Genomic DNA, 12,914 nt, shown 5'->3' on the forward strand with positions numbered 1-12,914 from the left:
TTCTTGCCTCAAAATTAGGAAAGAAGGTGTCTACAAATCTCGGGGCTATTCACATTGCATAAATATTTACCTCTTGCTAACGGGTTAGCGCCGTGACCTACTGCGGTCGTCCTCAACAGGGTCTCGCTGCATGAAGGTGACCAGAATCTCGCCAAGAACCACCGCCGGCTGTCCGTGGAACGCTGGCCTGCTACGGGAAAGGTCGTGCGCAATCTGATCGAGCAGAGCCTACACAGGAATTGGCGTTCGCTGGAGGCTTACGCCATGCGCCTGACTGGCGACCCGGAAGCCGCGTCGGATCTGACGCAGACATGCGCGGTACGGGCATTGGCAAGTTTGGCCTCGCCGGCGGAGCAAGGCGCGATGCGCTCCTGGCTCTTCAAGATCATCCGCAATGCGTGGATCGACGATTTCCGCCGGACCAAGGGAAAGGTCGCCGAACTGCCGGCCGACGCCCTCGAAAACAGCTGGCGCTACGACGACCAGTTGATCGCGGAGCTCACCGTGCGCCAGGCAATGGAGCGCATCGATCCCGTGCATCGAGAAGTCGTGACCTTGATAGACCTGGCGGGATACCGCTATGCCGAGGCGGCCGAGATTCTCGGCGTGCCCATCGGTACGGTGATGAGCAGGCTGAGCCGCGCGCGGCTCGCTCTTCTGGAAAACATCGAGCGCAATGGCGCTCCTGCGAATGAGGCGAAGAAACGCCATGAAGAATGACGCCACGCTTTGCGCCGTATCGCCAGACGCTTTGACCTGGGAGGTGCTCAACGCCTATGTCGATGGCGAGCTGGCGCCGACGGCCGCGGCGACGGTCGCCTCTTCCGCTGCCAGCGATCCGGCGATCGCCGCGCGCATCGCTACGCTGACAACCCTGCGTGCGGCCTCGAAAGCGAACGCACCGGCAGGCAGGATTGCGAACGCCCGCCCATCCACGCTCCAACCCCGCCTGGCGCTGCTGGCGGCGACCATCCTGCTTGCGGTCGGCCTAGGCGTCTGGTCCTGGCAGAGCATGCCTATAGGGCCTGCCGGAACAGCGAGCGACGATCACGCGACGATCGCCGCGCGCGACTGGCTTTCCGGCGGCAAGATCCTGCCTCCAGACCATCTCGTGGTGGTCAAGGCGGAGGCGGATCGCTGGACGCTGCCGGATCTTTCCGAAGCAAGCCTCCGGCTCGCCTACATTTCCCCTCCTGAAGCGGCGATGGCCAGCCGGGGCGTCTTCGCGGGCTTCGTCGGCCCCCACGGCTGCAGGCTCGGTCTGTGGATCGGCACATCCGGGACGGGCGCGGACACGATGCCCGTTTCCCGCGACGGAGATGGGCTGAAGGTGCGGGCCTGGACGAGCGATGGGGTTAGCTACGCCATGATCAGCCGCAGCATGGATGGCCTGCGCCTGGATCACCTCGCGCGCCTCGTCGCCGAGATGACGCGGCGCGATGGCGAGATCACACCGGACATTCGCGTCGCCCTTCAGGCCACGGACAGCATCGGCCAGACATGCCTCTCCTGATTATTGTCAGTTCCGTGGAATAAAATCGGCACAGCCTGCGTCTTTAGCTCCCAGATGTTTTCCTGGGAGGACCATGATGTTCAAAAGACGCCAACTGCTGAAATCGATGGGGGGAGCCGCCGTCGGCATGGGGGCCGCGCTGGTCGGCGGCCCGAGACTGGCGGCGTTCGCCGCCGACACGACGACCCTCCCCTTCGCCAACGGCGAGCGTGAGCTCGTCGCCTATCCCGGCAAACGTCCGCTTATCCGGCTGACCGCGCGGCCGCCCCAACTGGAAACGCCCTTCTCCGTTTTCAACGAGGGCATCATCACGCCCAACGATGCCTTCTTCGTACGCTACCATCTGGGTGACATTCCGACGGAGATCGATCCCGAAACCTTCCGCCTGGATATCAAGGGCAAGGTGAAAACGCCCCTTTCCCTTTCGCTTGCAGAGCTGAAGTCCCGTTTCGAACCGGTCGAGATCATCGCGGTTCACCAATGTTCGGGCAACAGCCGCGGCTTTCAGGAGCCTCGGGTCGGCGGTGGTCAGGCAGGCAATGGTCTGATGGGCAATGCCCGCTGGAAGGGCGTGCCGCTGAAGGCCGTGCTCGAGGCCGCCGGCGTGCAGGACGACGCGGTGCAGGCTTCCTTCGGTGGACTGGACGGGCCGGTTCTGCCCGAAACGCCGGATTTCGTTAAGGCGCTCAGCGTAAGCCACGCCACCGACGGCGACGTCATGCTCGCATACGAGATGAACGGCGAGGAACTGCCCTGGCTGAACGGCTACCCGCTAAGGCTCGTGGTGCCCGGCCACTACGGCACCTACTGGGTCAAGCATCTCAACGAAATCAACGTGCTCGATGCGCCGCTCAAGAGCTTCTGGATGGACACGGCCTACAGGGTTCCGGCAAATCCCTGCGCCTGTATCGAACCCGGTACGACGCCGGCCTCGACCGTTCCGATCAGCCGTTTCGACGTGCGCAGCTTCATCACGAGTGTTGAAGACGGCGCGAAGGTTACGGCGGGCAAACTGGCATTGCGCGGCATAGCGTTCGACAGCGGCTATGGCATCGCCGAGGTCGCGGTTTCTGGCGATGGCGGCGTCTCTTGGCAGGCTGCCATGCTGGGCGAAGAACTCGGCAAGTATTCCTTCCGGGAATGGACGACGAGCCTTGAGCTGGGCAAGGGCGAGCACACGCTGATGGTGCGCGCGGTGAACCGCATCGGCCAGTCCCAACCCGTCGATCCGCTCTGGAACCCGTCCGGCTACATGCGCAATGTCGTCGAGCGCACCCGCATCGTCGCGGCCTGAGGAGGAAGAGATATGCGAAAGACTGCGACCATCACCCTCACGCTTACCTGCATTGCGATTGCCGGAACCGTTCTTGCGGCGCCGAGAACCTACGAACTCCCTGATGAGACGGCCACCTTGAAGCCGGGAACGGGCGAAGGCTACGAGGCGGCCGAGAACAACTGCGGCACCTGTCATTCCGCCGACTACATCAACTACCAGCCGCCGGGCAAAGGCAAAGCGTTCTGGGAGACAGAGGTGCACAAGATGATCAAGACCTATGGCGCGCCCATCGAGGAGAAGGACGCCGCCGCCATCGTCGAGTACCTCGCCGAGACCTACTAGAACGGTCCGGAAAGCCGGAACCGCCAGGATATTGTTTCTCCAGCATCATCCGAAGCCGAAGCTATCCGCTTCGGCCGGAAACGCTCCAGGCAGCGCGGGCGAACGAGGCCAGCGCTGTCTGGAGCACACAGTCAGCCACAACGAGTCAAAAGGAATACTCTGTGAAATCCCTGCTGCTTGCCCTCGCCTTCACGGGCGCCGCGTCCTTCGCCCACGCCCAGGACGCCGCATCCGGCGAGAAGATCTTCAATCAGTGTCGCGCCTGCCATCGCATCGGCCCCGACGCCAAGAACGCTGTCGGGCCGGTGTTGAACGGCGTGGTGGGCCGCAAGGCCGGCACCTATGGAGGCTATGCCTACAGCGACGCGATGAAGGCATCGGGCCAGGACTGGACTGAGGAGAACCTCACGGCGTTCCTGCAGAAGCCGAAGGCGGCCGTCCCCGGCACGAAGATGGCCTTCATAGGATTAAAAGACCCGACAAAGGTCGCCGATCTCATCGCCTATCTGAAGACGTTCGACGCGGCCGGTCAAAAGACGCAATAAGGTTATCGTGCTTCATGCCGATTTAGCCATTCGGCATGAAGCTACGAATGCGGCCAGCTCGAAGAGTGGCGGCCTGCGTACGCGCCAGGGCGACCGGCAAACAGGCTACGTAGCAGGCCGCGCCCAGTACCCATGCCGATCCGGGAAAGACATCGACGGAGGCGAAATAGATGACGCTGATCGCTGGTCTGCCCCCCATGGGTGATAAGTTTGGAATGTTAGCGCAGGCCGGTCTGGTGGCCACCGCCGGTGTTGACGCTGGCCCGTTTCGGCAAAACCAGACGGTCGTCTGTGGTCACGGTGGCTTATACCCCAGCGATGAGTAAGGCCGTACCTTATTGTAGTGCTGTCGCCAGCCTGCGAAGATGATCTTCGCCACCGTTAACGTTAAGAAGATTTCGCCACTGAGTAATTCTTCACGGAGTTTCGAATTGAAGCACTCGTAATATTTGCTTTCTCAAGGGTTGCCTGGCATGATGTAAGCCGTTTTGGCACCCGCCGCCGTAATCCACTCCCGTAGCGCCTAGGCAATAAACTCCGGCCCATAGCACATCGGGAATCTTGCTCTGACATAGCCGACGGCGCGCGTAGCCATGCGTAGTGCAGCGCGCCGTCGGCGGTGGTCATGGCCGGTCGACAGGTTTCTAAAGTGAAGTTGTCGAGGCAACACCTTGGAGGCGACAAGCCATGACTAAATATCTTTCTACTCCCACAACGCCGTGGTGCTAGCGATCGATATGTCGAAACACCGTTAGGAGATCCTTATCGAGCGGCTAGAAGGTGGCCGGCGCCGTCGCATGACGGTGATGGCGACCAAGGATGACTATGATCGCTTGGTGGAGGAACTGGCTTCCATGGCACAGCGATCGTCATCGGTTTCGAAGCGACCGGCAATTATCACCGTACTCTGGCGCATAAGCTGCTTGTGGCAGGTTTCCAGTTGCGACTGATTTCTTCAGTTGCATTGGCCAGAACGCGAGAGGCATTGAATAATTGTTGGGACAAGAACGATCCAAAAGCTGCACAGATTGTCCTGCACATGCTGCGGATTGGCGCTACCCCGGTGTATGCCGATCCGCTTGAAGCCGGCATCAACTATTTGCAGGAACTGTCGAAGACACACGAAGTCATCTCCAAAGCTAAGACGCAGACCTGGCACCGTATTGTGAGCAGTTACCTGCCACTCTATTTTCCCGAGATCGCCCACTTTGCTGGCAATGGTCGGTCGGAGTGGTCCCTGGCGCTCATCGAACGGTTCCCGGCAACCACCAGCATCACCTCACTCGGACGGGAGACCACTGTTGAAGAAGCATGGGCTCTCGTTGACTGTAAAGTCTCAAAAGCACGATTAATCAATGATATCTATCAAACAGCTTGCTCGTCTGTAGCGCGGCCCATAGCCGACGATGCCGTCACCATCAGCATGTTCCGCATCGTTATTGGCCAAGGTCGAAGCCTGATCTGTGAACGCAACCGCATTGTGCAAATCACTCAATCGCTGCTGGCAGACAATCAGGATTATCAGCTCCTGTGCAAGATCCCCGGGATAGGACCGATCAATGCTTTGACCATCTTGGCTGAAGCAGGCGACTTGCGCCGTTTCCGACACCATCGGCAGTTCGCAACGACCTCTTCTGGCTTGTGTCGTTTCGCGGCCATTTCAATGTCCATCTGAGGCTTATAAGCTACACTCCGTCAAGGATCACTTTTCAGGGGTAGCCTAGGCAGGACAAAGAAGGCGGCAAAGCCCGAACCGGCATCGGCGACAGCTATCGCGGTCGCCGACCGCTTGCGGAAGAGGCCGGTCAGCATCGCGAAGATCGCATAAGATTTGGTGCAATGCGTCCCCCCTGGTTATTCGGCCAAGAGGCTTCACATGTCCCCAAGTCAGGCCGTGATATCCCATCCAGTCATTCGAACGCTCTGAAGCCACAGGGCTTCTGCAGCGCTGGGATCGATTGCATAGGGGCGAACGCCGAACTTGCCCTCGGTCTCGATAGGCGCGACGTCGCAATCCTCGCAATAAACACCACCGATACCTTCAAGCTCAGGCGCCGTTGCACACCATAAGATCGTTGCGGCTCCCTGTTGCGGCATCTTCATGTCGCGCTCCGGGTCGATACGAGGCGTTCCATCGGGATTTACGGCATCAAATCGTGCGAGATCCTCTGCGGTCAAATGTCTCGCCAATGGACCAAGGACCGACCCGGGATGCACAGAGTAAGCTCGGACTCCCGGAGCCCCGCGGCGATCCAGAGCCACAGCAAAGAGGGCGTTTGCCGTTTTCGCTTGCCCGTAAGCCTGCCACTTGTCGTAGGGGCGGCGAACAAAATCGAGGTCAGTAAGGTCGAATCCCGGGATCCGATGCCCACGCGAGGACAAGACGACCACACGGGTGCCAGGGTTCAGAATTGGCCACAACGCACAGGTCAGGCGGAAGTGGCCCAGATGGTTGGTCGCGAACTGACCTTCGTGTCCATCTGCGTCGCGAAACAATGGCGTGGCCATGACGCCGGCGCTCAGAATCAGCAGATCGATGGTGATTCCATCTTTCCGGATGGTTTCCGCAAAGGTGCGTATTGAGCCCGGCTCGAGCAGATCCATCGGATGGACATTGGCGAGAGCGCCAAGCGTGGCAGATGCTGTGACAACGTCCCGCGCCGGCACGATGACGCTCGCGCCCCGCGAAGCCAACACCCGGACCGTTTCCAACCCGAGGCCAGATGCGCCGCCGGTGACGACGGCAGTCTTTCCGATCAGGTCGATATTGTCGGCGATCTGGGTGGCGGTGGTGGCGGGACCGTAAGATGTATTCAGGGGGTGCTGCATGACCTGTCTCCTTTCCCCGGCATTTGACATTTTCGGGACGGATAATCCATGCTGGAATAACCGAAATAATATCGAGATCGTCCGATGGACCCGCTTTCCCAGATCCTTCGCTTCTCCGAGGCGCATGTTGCAGTTTCGACCGGGCTCGTCGCCACCGGGCATTGGTCGGTATATGTACCCCCGACCAATGCGTTGAAGTGCAACGTCCTGCGCGAAGGCGAATGCCTGTTGGAAGTCGAAGGCCGGCGCCACAGGCTTACCCAAGGCGACTGCTTTCTCGTGGCGCCTGATCGGCCCTTTCTGATCGGAGCGGACCTCTCGCATCCACGTCCTGCATCGGAGGTCTTCGCTGGAAGCGGAAACCGCCCCTTTGCCCGGCTCGATGTCGGCGACGGACCGATTGCACGTATTGTCGGGGGCCGAATGCAGCTTGGTCAGGCAGCCGATCTGTTGGAACGGGCGCTACCGCCGCTGGTCATTTTACCCGTGTCGCATCCTGCCAGCGCTCGCATCGGTTGGCTTCTGGACCGCCTGGAGGAGGAGCAGTTCAGTGGATCTGCTGGCGCAGCGACGATCGGCACAGCGATCATGCAGATAGTGTTTGTCGAACTCATTCGGTCGCTTCCGCAGGACGCACCAGCTGGATGGCTCGCGGCATTGTCCGACCCGCGCATCGGCCCCGTGTTGCGTGCAATCCATGCCGAACCATCGCATCCATGGCGGCTTGAGGAATTGGCGGCAACCGCGAACTTTTCGCGTTCGCAGTTTTCACAGCGCTTCAGGGAGGCGGTTGGACTCGCGCCCATGGACTATGTACTTCGTTGGCGCATGGCAGTGGCCCGTCAGGCGCTTGCACAGCCCGGCGCAACAGTTGCGGGCGTCGCGGCAGGCCTTGGTTATGCCTCGGAGAGCGCCTTTGGCGCCGCGTTCCGCCGGGTCATGGGGACAAGCCCCCGTCGCGCGGCGATACGTGCCAACGGCGGGATCGACAGCCATCCAGAATTTCCGATGAAGGAGGATGGGTCTGTACGATGACTAGCCATGCGTTTGAAGGTAAATTTGTGGCAGTAACTGCCCCCTAAAGGAACAAAGCAACGCGGCTCTTTCCAGAGCTAAGCGGCTGTTTCAGGCTTTGAAAATTGCACTTTTCTGTCGCAGGTAAACTGTAGGGACGCCGGGCACAATTGCGTCAAGGAGATCCATTGCGCCTACCGTGTACGCAAATCACTCAGTGCGGCACATTGCCTGGAGTGTGAGCGCGGCCTTGCTCGCGTGACGTTCCTTGTGCCGCAGCAATCGAAATTGACGGATAGGCAGATCGAAAGCGGCTTGGGCAAGCAATCCTTGCTGCAAATGAAGGTTCGCCGCTGCCCTCGAAATCACTGTAGCGCATTGGCCGGTCGTGACTGCCGACAGTACCGCCTCATTCGAGGGTAGTGTCAGCGCGATTTGCAGATCGTTTCGCGACAGGCCCCGTTTCTCGATTGCACGTTCGAACTCGGACCTGGTGCCGGATCCCTCCTCCCGCATCACCCAGCTGCTACCGGAGCCAAGGTCCTCAACAGACAAGGGCCGCCCATCTGCCCAAGGATGATCCGGCGCCACGAGCACGATGAGCGCGTCCTGTGCAACCACCGTCGAGGAAAGCGCAGAAAAATCCAATTCTCCTTCGACGAAACCCAGCTCGGCATGTCCCTCGACAACCGCATCGGAGACGGTGCGCGTATTGCCGATGGTAAGATCGAGCTCAATGCCCGGATAGTCGCGACGAAAGCGCATCAGCACCGGAGGAAGCCAATAACTGGCGATTGTCTGGCTGGCACAGAGCGTCAGCCGTCCGCGCCGCAGTCCACCGAGTTCGGATAGCATCAACTCAGCGGCATGAACGCGAGCCAGCGTCGCCTTGGCCTCGGCAAGGAAGGTCTTGCCAATCTGGGTGAGCTCAATCCGTCGACCGACACGATGGAAGAGCTCTACGCGGTGATAGGCTTCGAGGTTCTTGATTGCGGTGCTGACGGCCGATGGCGTGAGGTGGATCGCTTCGGCCGCTTGCGTCAGATGTTCGCGCTCTGCGACGGCGATGAAAATAGCAAGCTGCTCGAATGTCATGACTAAATCATTCTATTTGATCGAATGAAACGTAGAATAATATTCGATGGATGTCGATATTCGCAGATGAGACATTTCCGCCATCGACATCAGTCCGATCGGCGGTCCAGAATGATCTACCAGCGTATTTCTCCAGTTATCCCGGGATTGGCCCTCTGCGGCGCAGTTGCACTCGCCGCCTATGCAGGTGAACACCTCGAGGCAACCCTATTTGGCGGAAGATGGATAGAGAGCCTGGTTCTGGCTATCGCGCTGGGTATTGCGGTCTGCACTTTCTGGCCCCTGCCAAACTCGGTTCGTCCTGGCATCCACTTTTCGGCAAAGATCCTCCTGGAAATAGCGATCGTCCTGCTCGGTGCCTCCATCAGCCTTTCGGCCATTCAGGGGGCCGGGGTCGCATTGATCGCGGGAATCGCCGCAGTCGTGATCCTATCGATTGGTGCAAGCTACTTGCTCGCTCGTCTCCTCGGCTTGCCACCAAAGCTTGCGACACTCATCGCATGCGGCAACTCAATCTGCGGCAATTCGGCAATCGTAGCGGTTGCGCCCGTCATCGAGGCTGGCTCGGAAGAGATTGCAGCCGCACTGGCGTTCACTGCAGTGCTCGGCGTCCTCGCCGTTTTCCTGCTTCCCATGCTCTACTACAGTGCCGGACTCAGCGTCTCGCAGTATGGGGTGCTGGCGGGTCTCTCGGTATACGCGGTGCCCCAGGTTCTTGCGGCAACAGCTCCGGTCGGTATCCTTGCGGTTCAAACGGGCACATTGGTCAAGTTGGTTCGTGTTCTGATGCTCGGGCCCGTCATCTTGCTCCTGGGCATTTTGGTGAAGTCCGAAAACGAGGCCGAGGATAAGAAGACCGGACATCACCATTCGCTCGTACCGTGGTTCATCGTCGGCTTCCTCGGGCTGATGGCATTGCGCTCGTTCGGACTGATCCCGGAAGCGCTTATCGCACCAATGGCCACGATTTCCACCGTGCTGACAGTGACTGCGATGGCGGCGCTCGGGCTCTCGGTCAATGTCCGCTCCGTCGCCCATGCCGGTGGCCGAGTCATGTGTGCAGCGACCTTGTCGCTTCTGGCGCTTGCGATGATCAGCTACGGGCTGATCGACATTCTGCAGCTTCGCTGATGCTGGTGCACGCAGGAGGCGGCACGCCCACAACAGAAATCGCAATCCAAGAGAAGAGTGCCATGAATATTCGAGCGTACGCTATAATCCTCGCAGCCCTGGTCCTGCCTCCTACTCTGACGATGGCTGCGCCAGCAGTCGATGTCAGCCATCCCGGGATCTTCGCTGACACCTTCATCGGTGCGCAGGAGGCTCCGGTGACACTGATCGTGTATTCTTCGCCGACCTGCCCGCATTGCATCGATTTCCATGAGGAAAATCTTCCGGCGCTGAAGAATCTGGCAGACAGCGGAAAACTTAAGATCGTCTACCGACCCTTCGTCCGCAATTCGCTCGATGCCGTTATCTTCATGCTTGCGAAAGCGGATGCCCCCTTGGGTTTCGATGAGACGGTCTCCCGATTCATGTCGAGGATAGACGAGATTGCCGCCGCCGGGGATACGGAAGCCGCCGTGCGAAGAGTTGCTGCCTCCCTTGGAATAGACAAGGCAACGTTCGACCGTGCAGTATCTGATCAGGATTACCTTGATCAACTCGGGGCTTCGACCGCGGAGGCCGTTAATAAATTCGGCGTCACTGGAACTCCGACTTTCTTCGTCAATGGCAAAGCTGTCGTACCCCGATCGAGCTTCGATGAAATCCAGGATGCTGTCATGGACGCAGCCACTCAGGTAGCGCCCTGACAGCCGTGGGTTTCGCTTGTCGCCGCCCATTTGCCCCGTTCAGCAACGGATCGTTTCGTTGCCGCCCTGCGTGAGTTCGTCGGCCGTGGCCCGCTCGTGAACCCGCAAAGATTTTTGCAGAGGCGATGGCAAGCTCCGCGCTTGCCGGTTCTCAAGTCATGCATATCCGTAAATTATGAGGAAAGCTTGGACTATGACACACACGAACAACGTCAAAAAAATCGCAGTGACCGGTGCGGCCGGACAGATCTGCTATTCGCTGCTGTTCAGACTCGCCGCCGGTGATCTCTACGGAAACGCGCAACGCGTCGAATTGCGCCTTCTCGACCTGCCGCAGGCACAGGCGAGCCTGCGGGGCGTTGTCATGGAGCTCGAAGACTGTGCTTTCCCGCTGCTTGCGAACATCGTCATGACGGACGACCCCGCGATTGCGTTCAAGGACATCGACGCGGCCTTCCTCGTCGGCTCACGTCCCCGTTCGAAGGGAATGGAACGACGCGACCTGCTTTCGGCGAATGCGGAAATTTTCAAGGCGCAGGGGAGGGCGATCAACGAGAATGCCGGTCGAGGCGCCCGCGTGCTTGTGGTTGGCAATCCAGCCAACACGAACGCCTCGATCCTGATCCGAAACGCGCCGGATTTCGAGGCGAGCCATGTCAGCTCGATGATCAGGCTCGATCACAATCGTGCGCTAACGCAGCTTGCCCGGAAGGCCAATTGCCTGGTTGGCGAGATCGAGCGACTGGTCGTCTGGGGCAATCATTCACCGACCATGTTTGCGGACTGGACTTTCGCCTCCGTCGACGGTCGGTCGCTGCCATCTGCGATTGGCGATGAAGTCTGGTATCGAGAAACTCTGATCCCGGAGGTCGCCCGCCGCGGAACAGCCGTCATCGAAACGCGCGGCGCCTCGTCGGCTGCCTCTGCCGCCAATGCCGCGATCGATCAGATGCGCGACTGGCTGAAAGGCACGGATGGCCGCTGGACATCCATGGCGGTTCATTCGACTGGCGAGTATGGCGTGCCCAAAGGCCTGGTTTGCGGTTTTCCCGTCGTTTGCGAAGAAGGCACATGGCGGATTGTCGAAGGCCTGGACCTCTCGGAGTTTCAACAGCACATGCTGAAACGCACCGTCGAAGAACTCATCGAAGAGCGCGACGCGCTTCAGTAAGCCGCCCAGCAGGCTATGAACTGGCTCCTTCGCGGATTGTGTCGCTGCCTTTTACGCTCCCGATATTACCGGGCGGGCTGTCAAGCAGACGTGATGAAGCTTTTGCTATTCAACATGCTAGCAGCTCCCTACTGTCAGCTGGAGAAGAATACACATGAAACTCTACACGTTTTTCCAGTCGGGCTCGGCTTACCGGGTTAGGCTTGCTCTCAGTCTCAAGGAAATAGCCTATGAACCGATCTACGTTCGAGGTGGGCGCCTCGCTTCTGAACTCGGTGATCCTCGGTTCCTTGCGCTCAATCCCTCAGGAGCTGTGCCAGTCCTTGTGGACGGTGACAAGGTGCTCACGCAGTCGCTGGCGATCATCGAATATCTGGAGGAGAGGTTTCCCGACCGTCCTCTGTTGCCGAAGGATGCGCTCGGAAGACAAAGAGTGCGGGCGCTGGCGCAGATTCTCGCCAGCGACACGCACCCGTTGATCACTGCGCGCGTTTTTAGACGCTCGGACCCCAGGGTTTCCGTCCATTCATCGAAAGGCAGATTGCTGGTGATCAGAGTAGCGCCGCGCTCGTAGCGTTGCGAGATCAGCTCGAACAGCAACTCCGCACCGGTCTTCGACAGCGGCACAAAGCCCAGCTCGTCGATGATGAGCAGCTTATAGGCTGCCATCTGCTTCTGGAACCGAAGCAGACGCCGCTCATCACGCGCCTCCATCATCTCACTGACCAGGGCGGCGGCCGTCGTGAAGCCGACGGACAAGCCTTTCTGGCATGCGGCCAGGGCGAGGCCGAGAGCCACATGCGTCTTACCCGTGCCGCTGGGGCCCAGGGCGATGACGTTCTCGCGGCGCTCGATCCATTCGCATCGGGCCAGTTCCAGCACCTGCATCTTGTTGAGCTTCGGAATGGCGGTGAAGTCGAAGCTGTCGAGGCTTTTTACGACGGGGAATTTGGCCGCCTTGATCCGGCGCTCGACCTTGCGGCGGTCGCGCTCGATCATCTCCCGTTCGGCAAGCCGGAAGAGGTAGGCGACGTGATCGACGCCTTCGGTGGCACATAGCCGGGCCAGCTTCTGGTACTCCCGCTGGAAGGTCGGCAGCTTCAGAGCTTTGAGATAATGGGCGAGCAGGATATCGGGTGCTTCAGTGCTCATGCCGCTTCTCCCGCATCCGACGACAGGAGGCGCATATACGCCTTCGCAGAGGTCTTCTCGACCGTCGCCCTTGGCAGGTAGGGATAGATCGCCAGGTCCAGTCGCGGCGGCCGGCGCTCGACCCGGCACAGGATCAGATGCTTGACCGCATCGAAGCCGATCG

General features: G+C 59.8%; 13 protein-coding genes and 3 pseudogenes. 11 read left to right on the plus strand and 5 right to left on the minus strand.

Annotated elements, in window-relative coordinates:
- The first annotated feature begins 204 nt into the window (after positions 1–204).
- The 5 genes from ACODTZ_RS35640 to ACODTZ_RS35660 all read left to right on the plus strand — a co-directional run bounded on the left by ACODTZ_RS35640 (position 205) and on the right by ACODTZ_RS35660 (position 3,676).
- Positions 205–720 carry an RNA polymerase sigma factor gene (locus ACODTZ_RS35640; protein ID WP_489031982.1) on the plus strand — a complete coding sequence of 172 codons (516 nt, stop codon included), beginning with the start codon at positions 205–207 and terminating at the stop codon, positions 718–720.
- On the plus strand, positions 710–1,513 hold the full coding sequence (locus tag ACODTZ_RS35645; protein WP_489031984.1) for an anti-sigma factor family protein: 804 nt from the start codon (positions 710–712) through the stop codon (positions 1,511–1,513). The genes ACODTZ_RS35640 and ACODTZ_RS35645 overlap by 11 nt, the downstream gene beginning before the upstream one ends.
- Positions 1,514–1,589: 76 nt before the next feature.
- Positions 1,590–2,807 carry a SorA family sulfite dehydrogenase catalytic subunit gene (sorA, locus tag ACODTZ_RS35650; RefSeq protein ID WP_489031986.1) on the plus strand — a complete coding sequence of 406 codons (1,218 nt, stop codon included), beginning with the start codon at positions 1,590–1,592 and terminating at the stop codon, positions 2,805–2,807.
- A 12-nt stretch (positions 2,808–2,819) separates the two neighbouring features.
- Entirely contained in the window at positions 2,820–3,131 is a 312-nt protein-coding gene (gene sorB, locus ACODTZ_RS35655) for a SorB family sulfite dehydrogenase c-type cytochrome subunit (RefSeq protein WP_489031988.1), read from the plus strand.
- 161 nt (positions 3,132–3,292) lie between these two features.
- A complete protein-coding gene (locus ACODTZ_RS35660) occupies positions 3,293–3,676 on the plus strand; it encodes a c-type cytochrome (protein ID WP_489031990.1) in 384 nt (127 codons plus the stop codon).
- A 295-nt stretch (positions 3,677–3,971) separates the two neighbouring features.
- On the opposite strand, the pseudogene ACODTZ_RS35665 reads toward ACODTZ_RS35660, so the two are convergent.
- Positions 3,972–4,112 (minus strand): annotated as a pseudogene (locus tag ACODTZ_RS35665) (integrase core domain-containing protein); the annotation flags it as partial.
- Positions 4,113–4,595: 483 nt separating this feature from the next.
- On the opposite strand from ACODTZ_RS35665, the gene ACODTZ_RS35670 reads away from it, so the two are divergent.
- Complete coding sequence (locus ACODTZ_RS35670; protein WP_489032004.1) at positions 4,596–5,351, plus strand: transposase; 756 nt, start codon at positions 4,596–4,598, stop codon at positions 5,349–5,351.
- A 212-nt stretch (positions 5,352–5,563) separates the two neighbouring features.
- Here ACODTZ_RS35670 and ACODTZ_RS35675 read toward each other — a convergent pair whose 3' ends face one another.
- Positions 5,564–6,505: an SDR family NAD(P)-dependent oxidoreductase gene (locus ACODTZ_RS35675; RefSeq protein ID WP_489031992.1), complete on the minus strand. Its 942-nt coding sequence runs from the start codon at positions 6,503–6,505 to the stop codon at positions 5,564–5,566.
- Between the two features lie 84 nt (positions 6,506–6,589).
- On the opposite strand from ACODTZ_RS35675, the gene ACODTZ_RS35680 reads away from it, so the two are divergent.
- Positions 6,590–7,540: an AraC family transcriptional regulator gene (locus tag ACODTZ_RS35680; RefSeq protein ID WP_489031994.1), complete on the plus strand. Its 951-nt coding sequence runs from the start codon at positions 6,590–6,592 to the stop codon at positions 7,538–7,540.
- A 189-nt stretch (positions 7,541–7,729) separates the two neighbouring features.
- Here the strand turns inward: ACODTZ_RS35680 and ACODTZ_RS35685 are convergent, their stop codons facing one another.
- On the minus strand, positions 7,730–8,614 hold the full coding sequence (locus ACODTZ_RS35685) for a LysR family transcriptional regulator (RefSeq protein ID WP_489031996.1): 885 nt from the start codon (positions 8,612–8,614) through the stop codon (positions 7,730–7,732).
- A gap of 111 nt (positions 8,615–8,725) precedes the next feature.
- On the opposite strand from ACODTZ_RS35685, the gene ACODTZ_RS35690 reads away from it, so the two are divergent.
- The 4 genes from ACODTZ_RS35690 (at position 8,726) to ACODTZ_RS35705 (ending at position 12,173) form a co-directional block, all read left to right on the plus strand.
- The gene (locus tag ACODTZ_RS35690) at positions 8,726–9,745 is read left to right on the plus strand and encodes a YeiH family protein (RefSeq protein WP_489031998.1); all 1,020 of its coding nucleotides are present in this window, start codon (positions 8,726–8,728) and stop codon (positions 9,743–9,745) included.
- Between the two features lie 62 nt (positions 9,746–9,807).
- Entirely contained in the window at positions 9,808–10,428 is a 621-nt protein-coding gene (locus tag ACODTZ_RS35695) for a DsbA family protein (protein WP_489032000.1), read from the plus strand.
- Between the two features lie 193 nt (positions 10,429–10,621).
- Positions 10,622–11,599, plus strand: a complete 978-nt coding sequence (locus ACODTZ_RS35700; protein WP_489032002.1) for a malate dehydrogenase — start codon at positions 10,622–10,624, stop codon at positions 11,597–11,599.
- A 154-nt stretch (positions 11,600–11,753) separates the two neighbouring features.
- Positions 11,754–12,173, plus strand: a complete 420-nt coding sequence (locus ACODTZ_RS35705) for a glutathione S-transferase N-terminal domain-containing protein (protein WP_489032006.1) — start codon at positions 11,754–11,756, stop codon at positions 12,171–12,173.
- Here the strand turns inward: ACODTZ_RS35705 and istB are convergent.
- Both istB and ACODTZ_RS35715 read right to left on the minus strand, forming a co-directional pair.
- Positions 12,089–12,751: pseudogene (gene istB / locus ACODTZ_RS35710) on the minus strand (IS21-like element helper ATPase IstB); the annotation flags it as partial. The gene ACODTZ_RS35705 and the pseudogene istB sit on opposite strands and share 85 nt — an antisense overlap.
- Positions 12,748–12,914 (minus strand): annotated as a pseudogene (locus ACODTZ_RS35715) (IS21 family transposase); the annotation flags it as partial. The pseudogenes ACODTZ_RS35715 and istB, both read right to left, overlap by 4 nt.

This window comes from Rhizobium sp. FG113, from assembly GCF_057809895.1.

What these genes read in the sequence shown, in the direction of transcription:
- ACODTZ_RS35695 (WP_489032000.1), top strand. Translation starts at nt 9,808, where the DNA reads ATGAATATTCGAGCGTACGCTATAATCCTCGCAGCCCTGGTCCTGCCT.
- sorA (WP_489031986.1), top strand. Translation starts at nt 1,590, where the DNA reads ATGTTCAAAAGACGCCAACTGCTGAAATCGATGGGGGGAGCCGCCGTC.
- ACODTZ_RS35690 (WP_489031998.1), top strand. Translation starts at nt 8,726, where the DNA reads ATGATCTACCAGCGTATTTCTCCAGTTATCCCGGGATTGGCCCTCTGC.
- ACODTZ_RS35680 (WP_489031994.1), top strand. Translation starts at nt 6,590, where the DNA reads ATGGACCCGCTTTCCCAGATCCTTCGCTTCTCCGAGGCGCATGTTGCA.
- ACODTZ_RS35700 (WP_489032002.1), top strand. Translation starts at nt 10,622, where the DNA reads ATGACACACACGAACAACGTCAAAAAAATCGCAGTGACCGGTGCGGCC.
- ACODTZ_RS35705 (WP_489032006.1), top strand. Translation starts at nt 11,754, where the DNA reads ATGAAACTCTACACGTTTTTCCAGTCGGGCTCGGCTTACCGGGTTAGG.
- ACODTZ_RS35685 (WP_489031996.1), bottom strand. Translation starts at nt 8,614, where the DNA reads ATGACATTCGAGCAGCTTGCTATTTTCATCGCCGTCGCAGAGCGCGAA.
- ACODTZ_RS35675 (WP_489031992.1), bottom strand. Translation starts at nt 6,505, where the DNA reads ATGCAGCACCCCCTGAATACATCTTACGGTCCCGCCACCACCGCCACC.
- ACODTZ_RS35645 (WP_489031984.1), top strand. Translation starts at nt 710, where the DNA reads ATGAAGAATGACGCCACGCTTTGCGCCGTATCGCCAGACGCTTTGACC.
- sorB (WP_489031988.1), top strand. Translation starts at nt 2,820, where the DNA reads ATGCGAAAGACTGCGACCATCACCCTCACGCTTACCTGCATTGCGATT.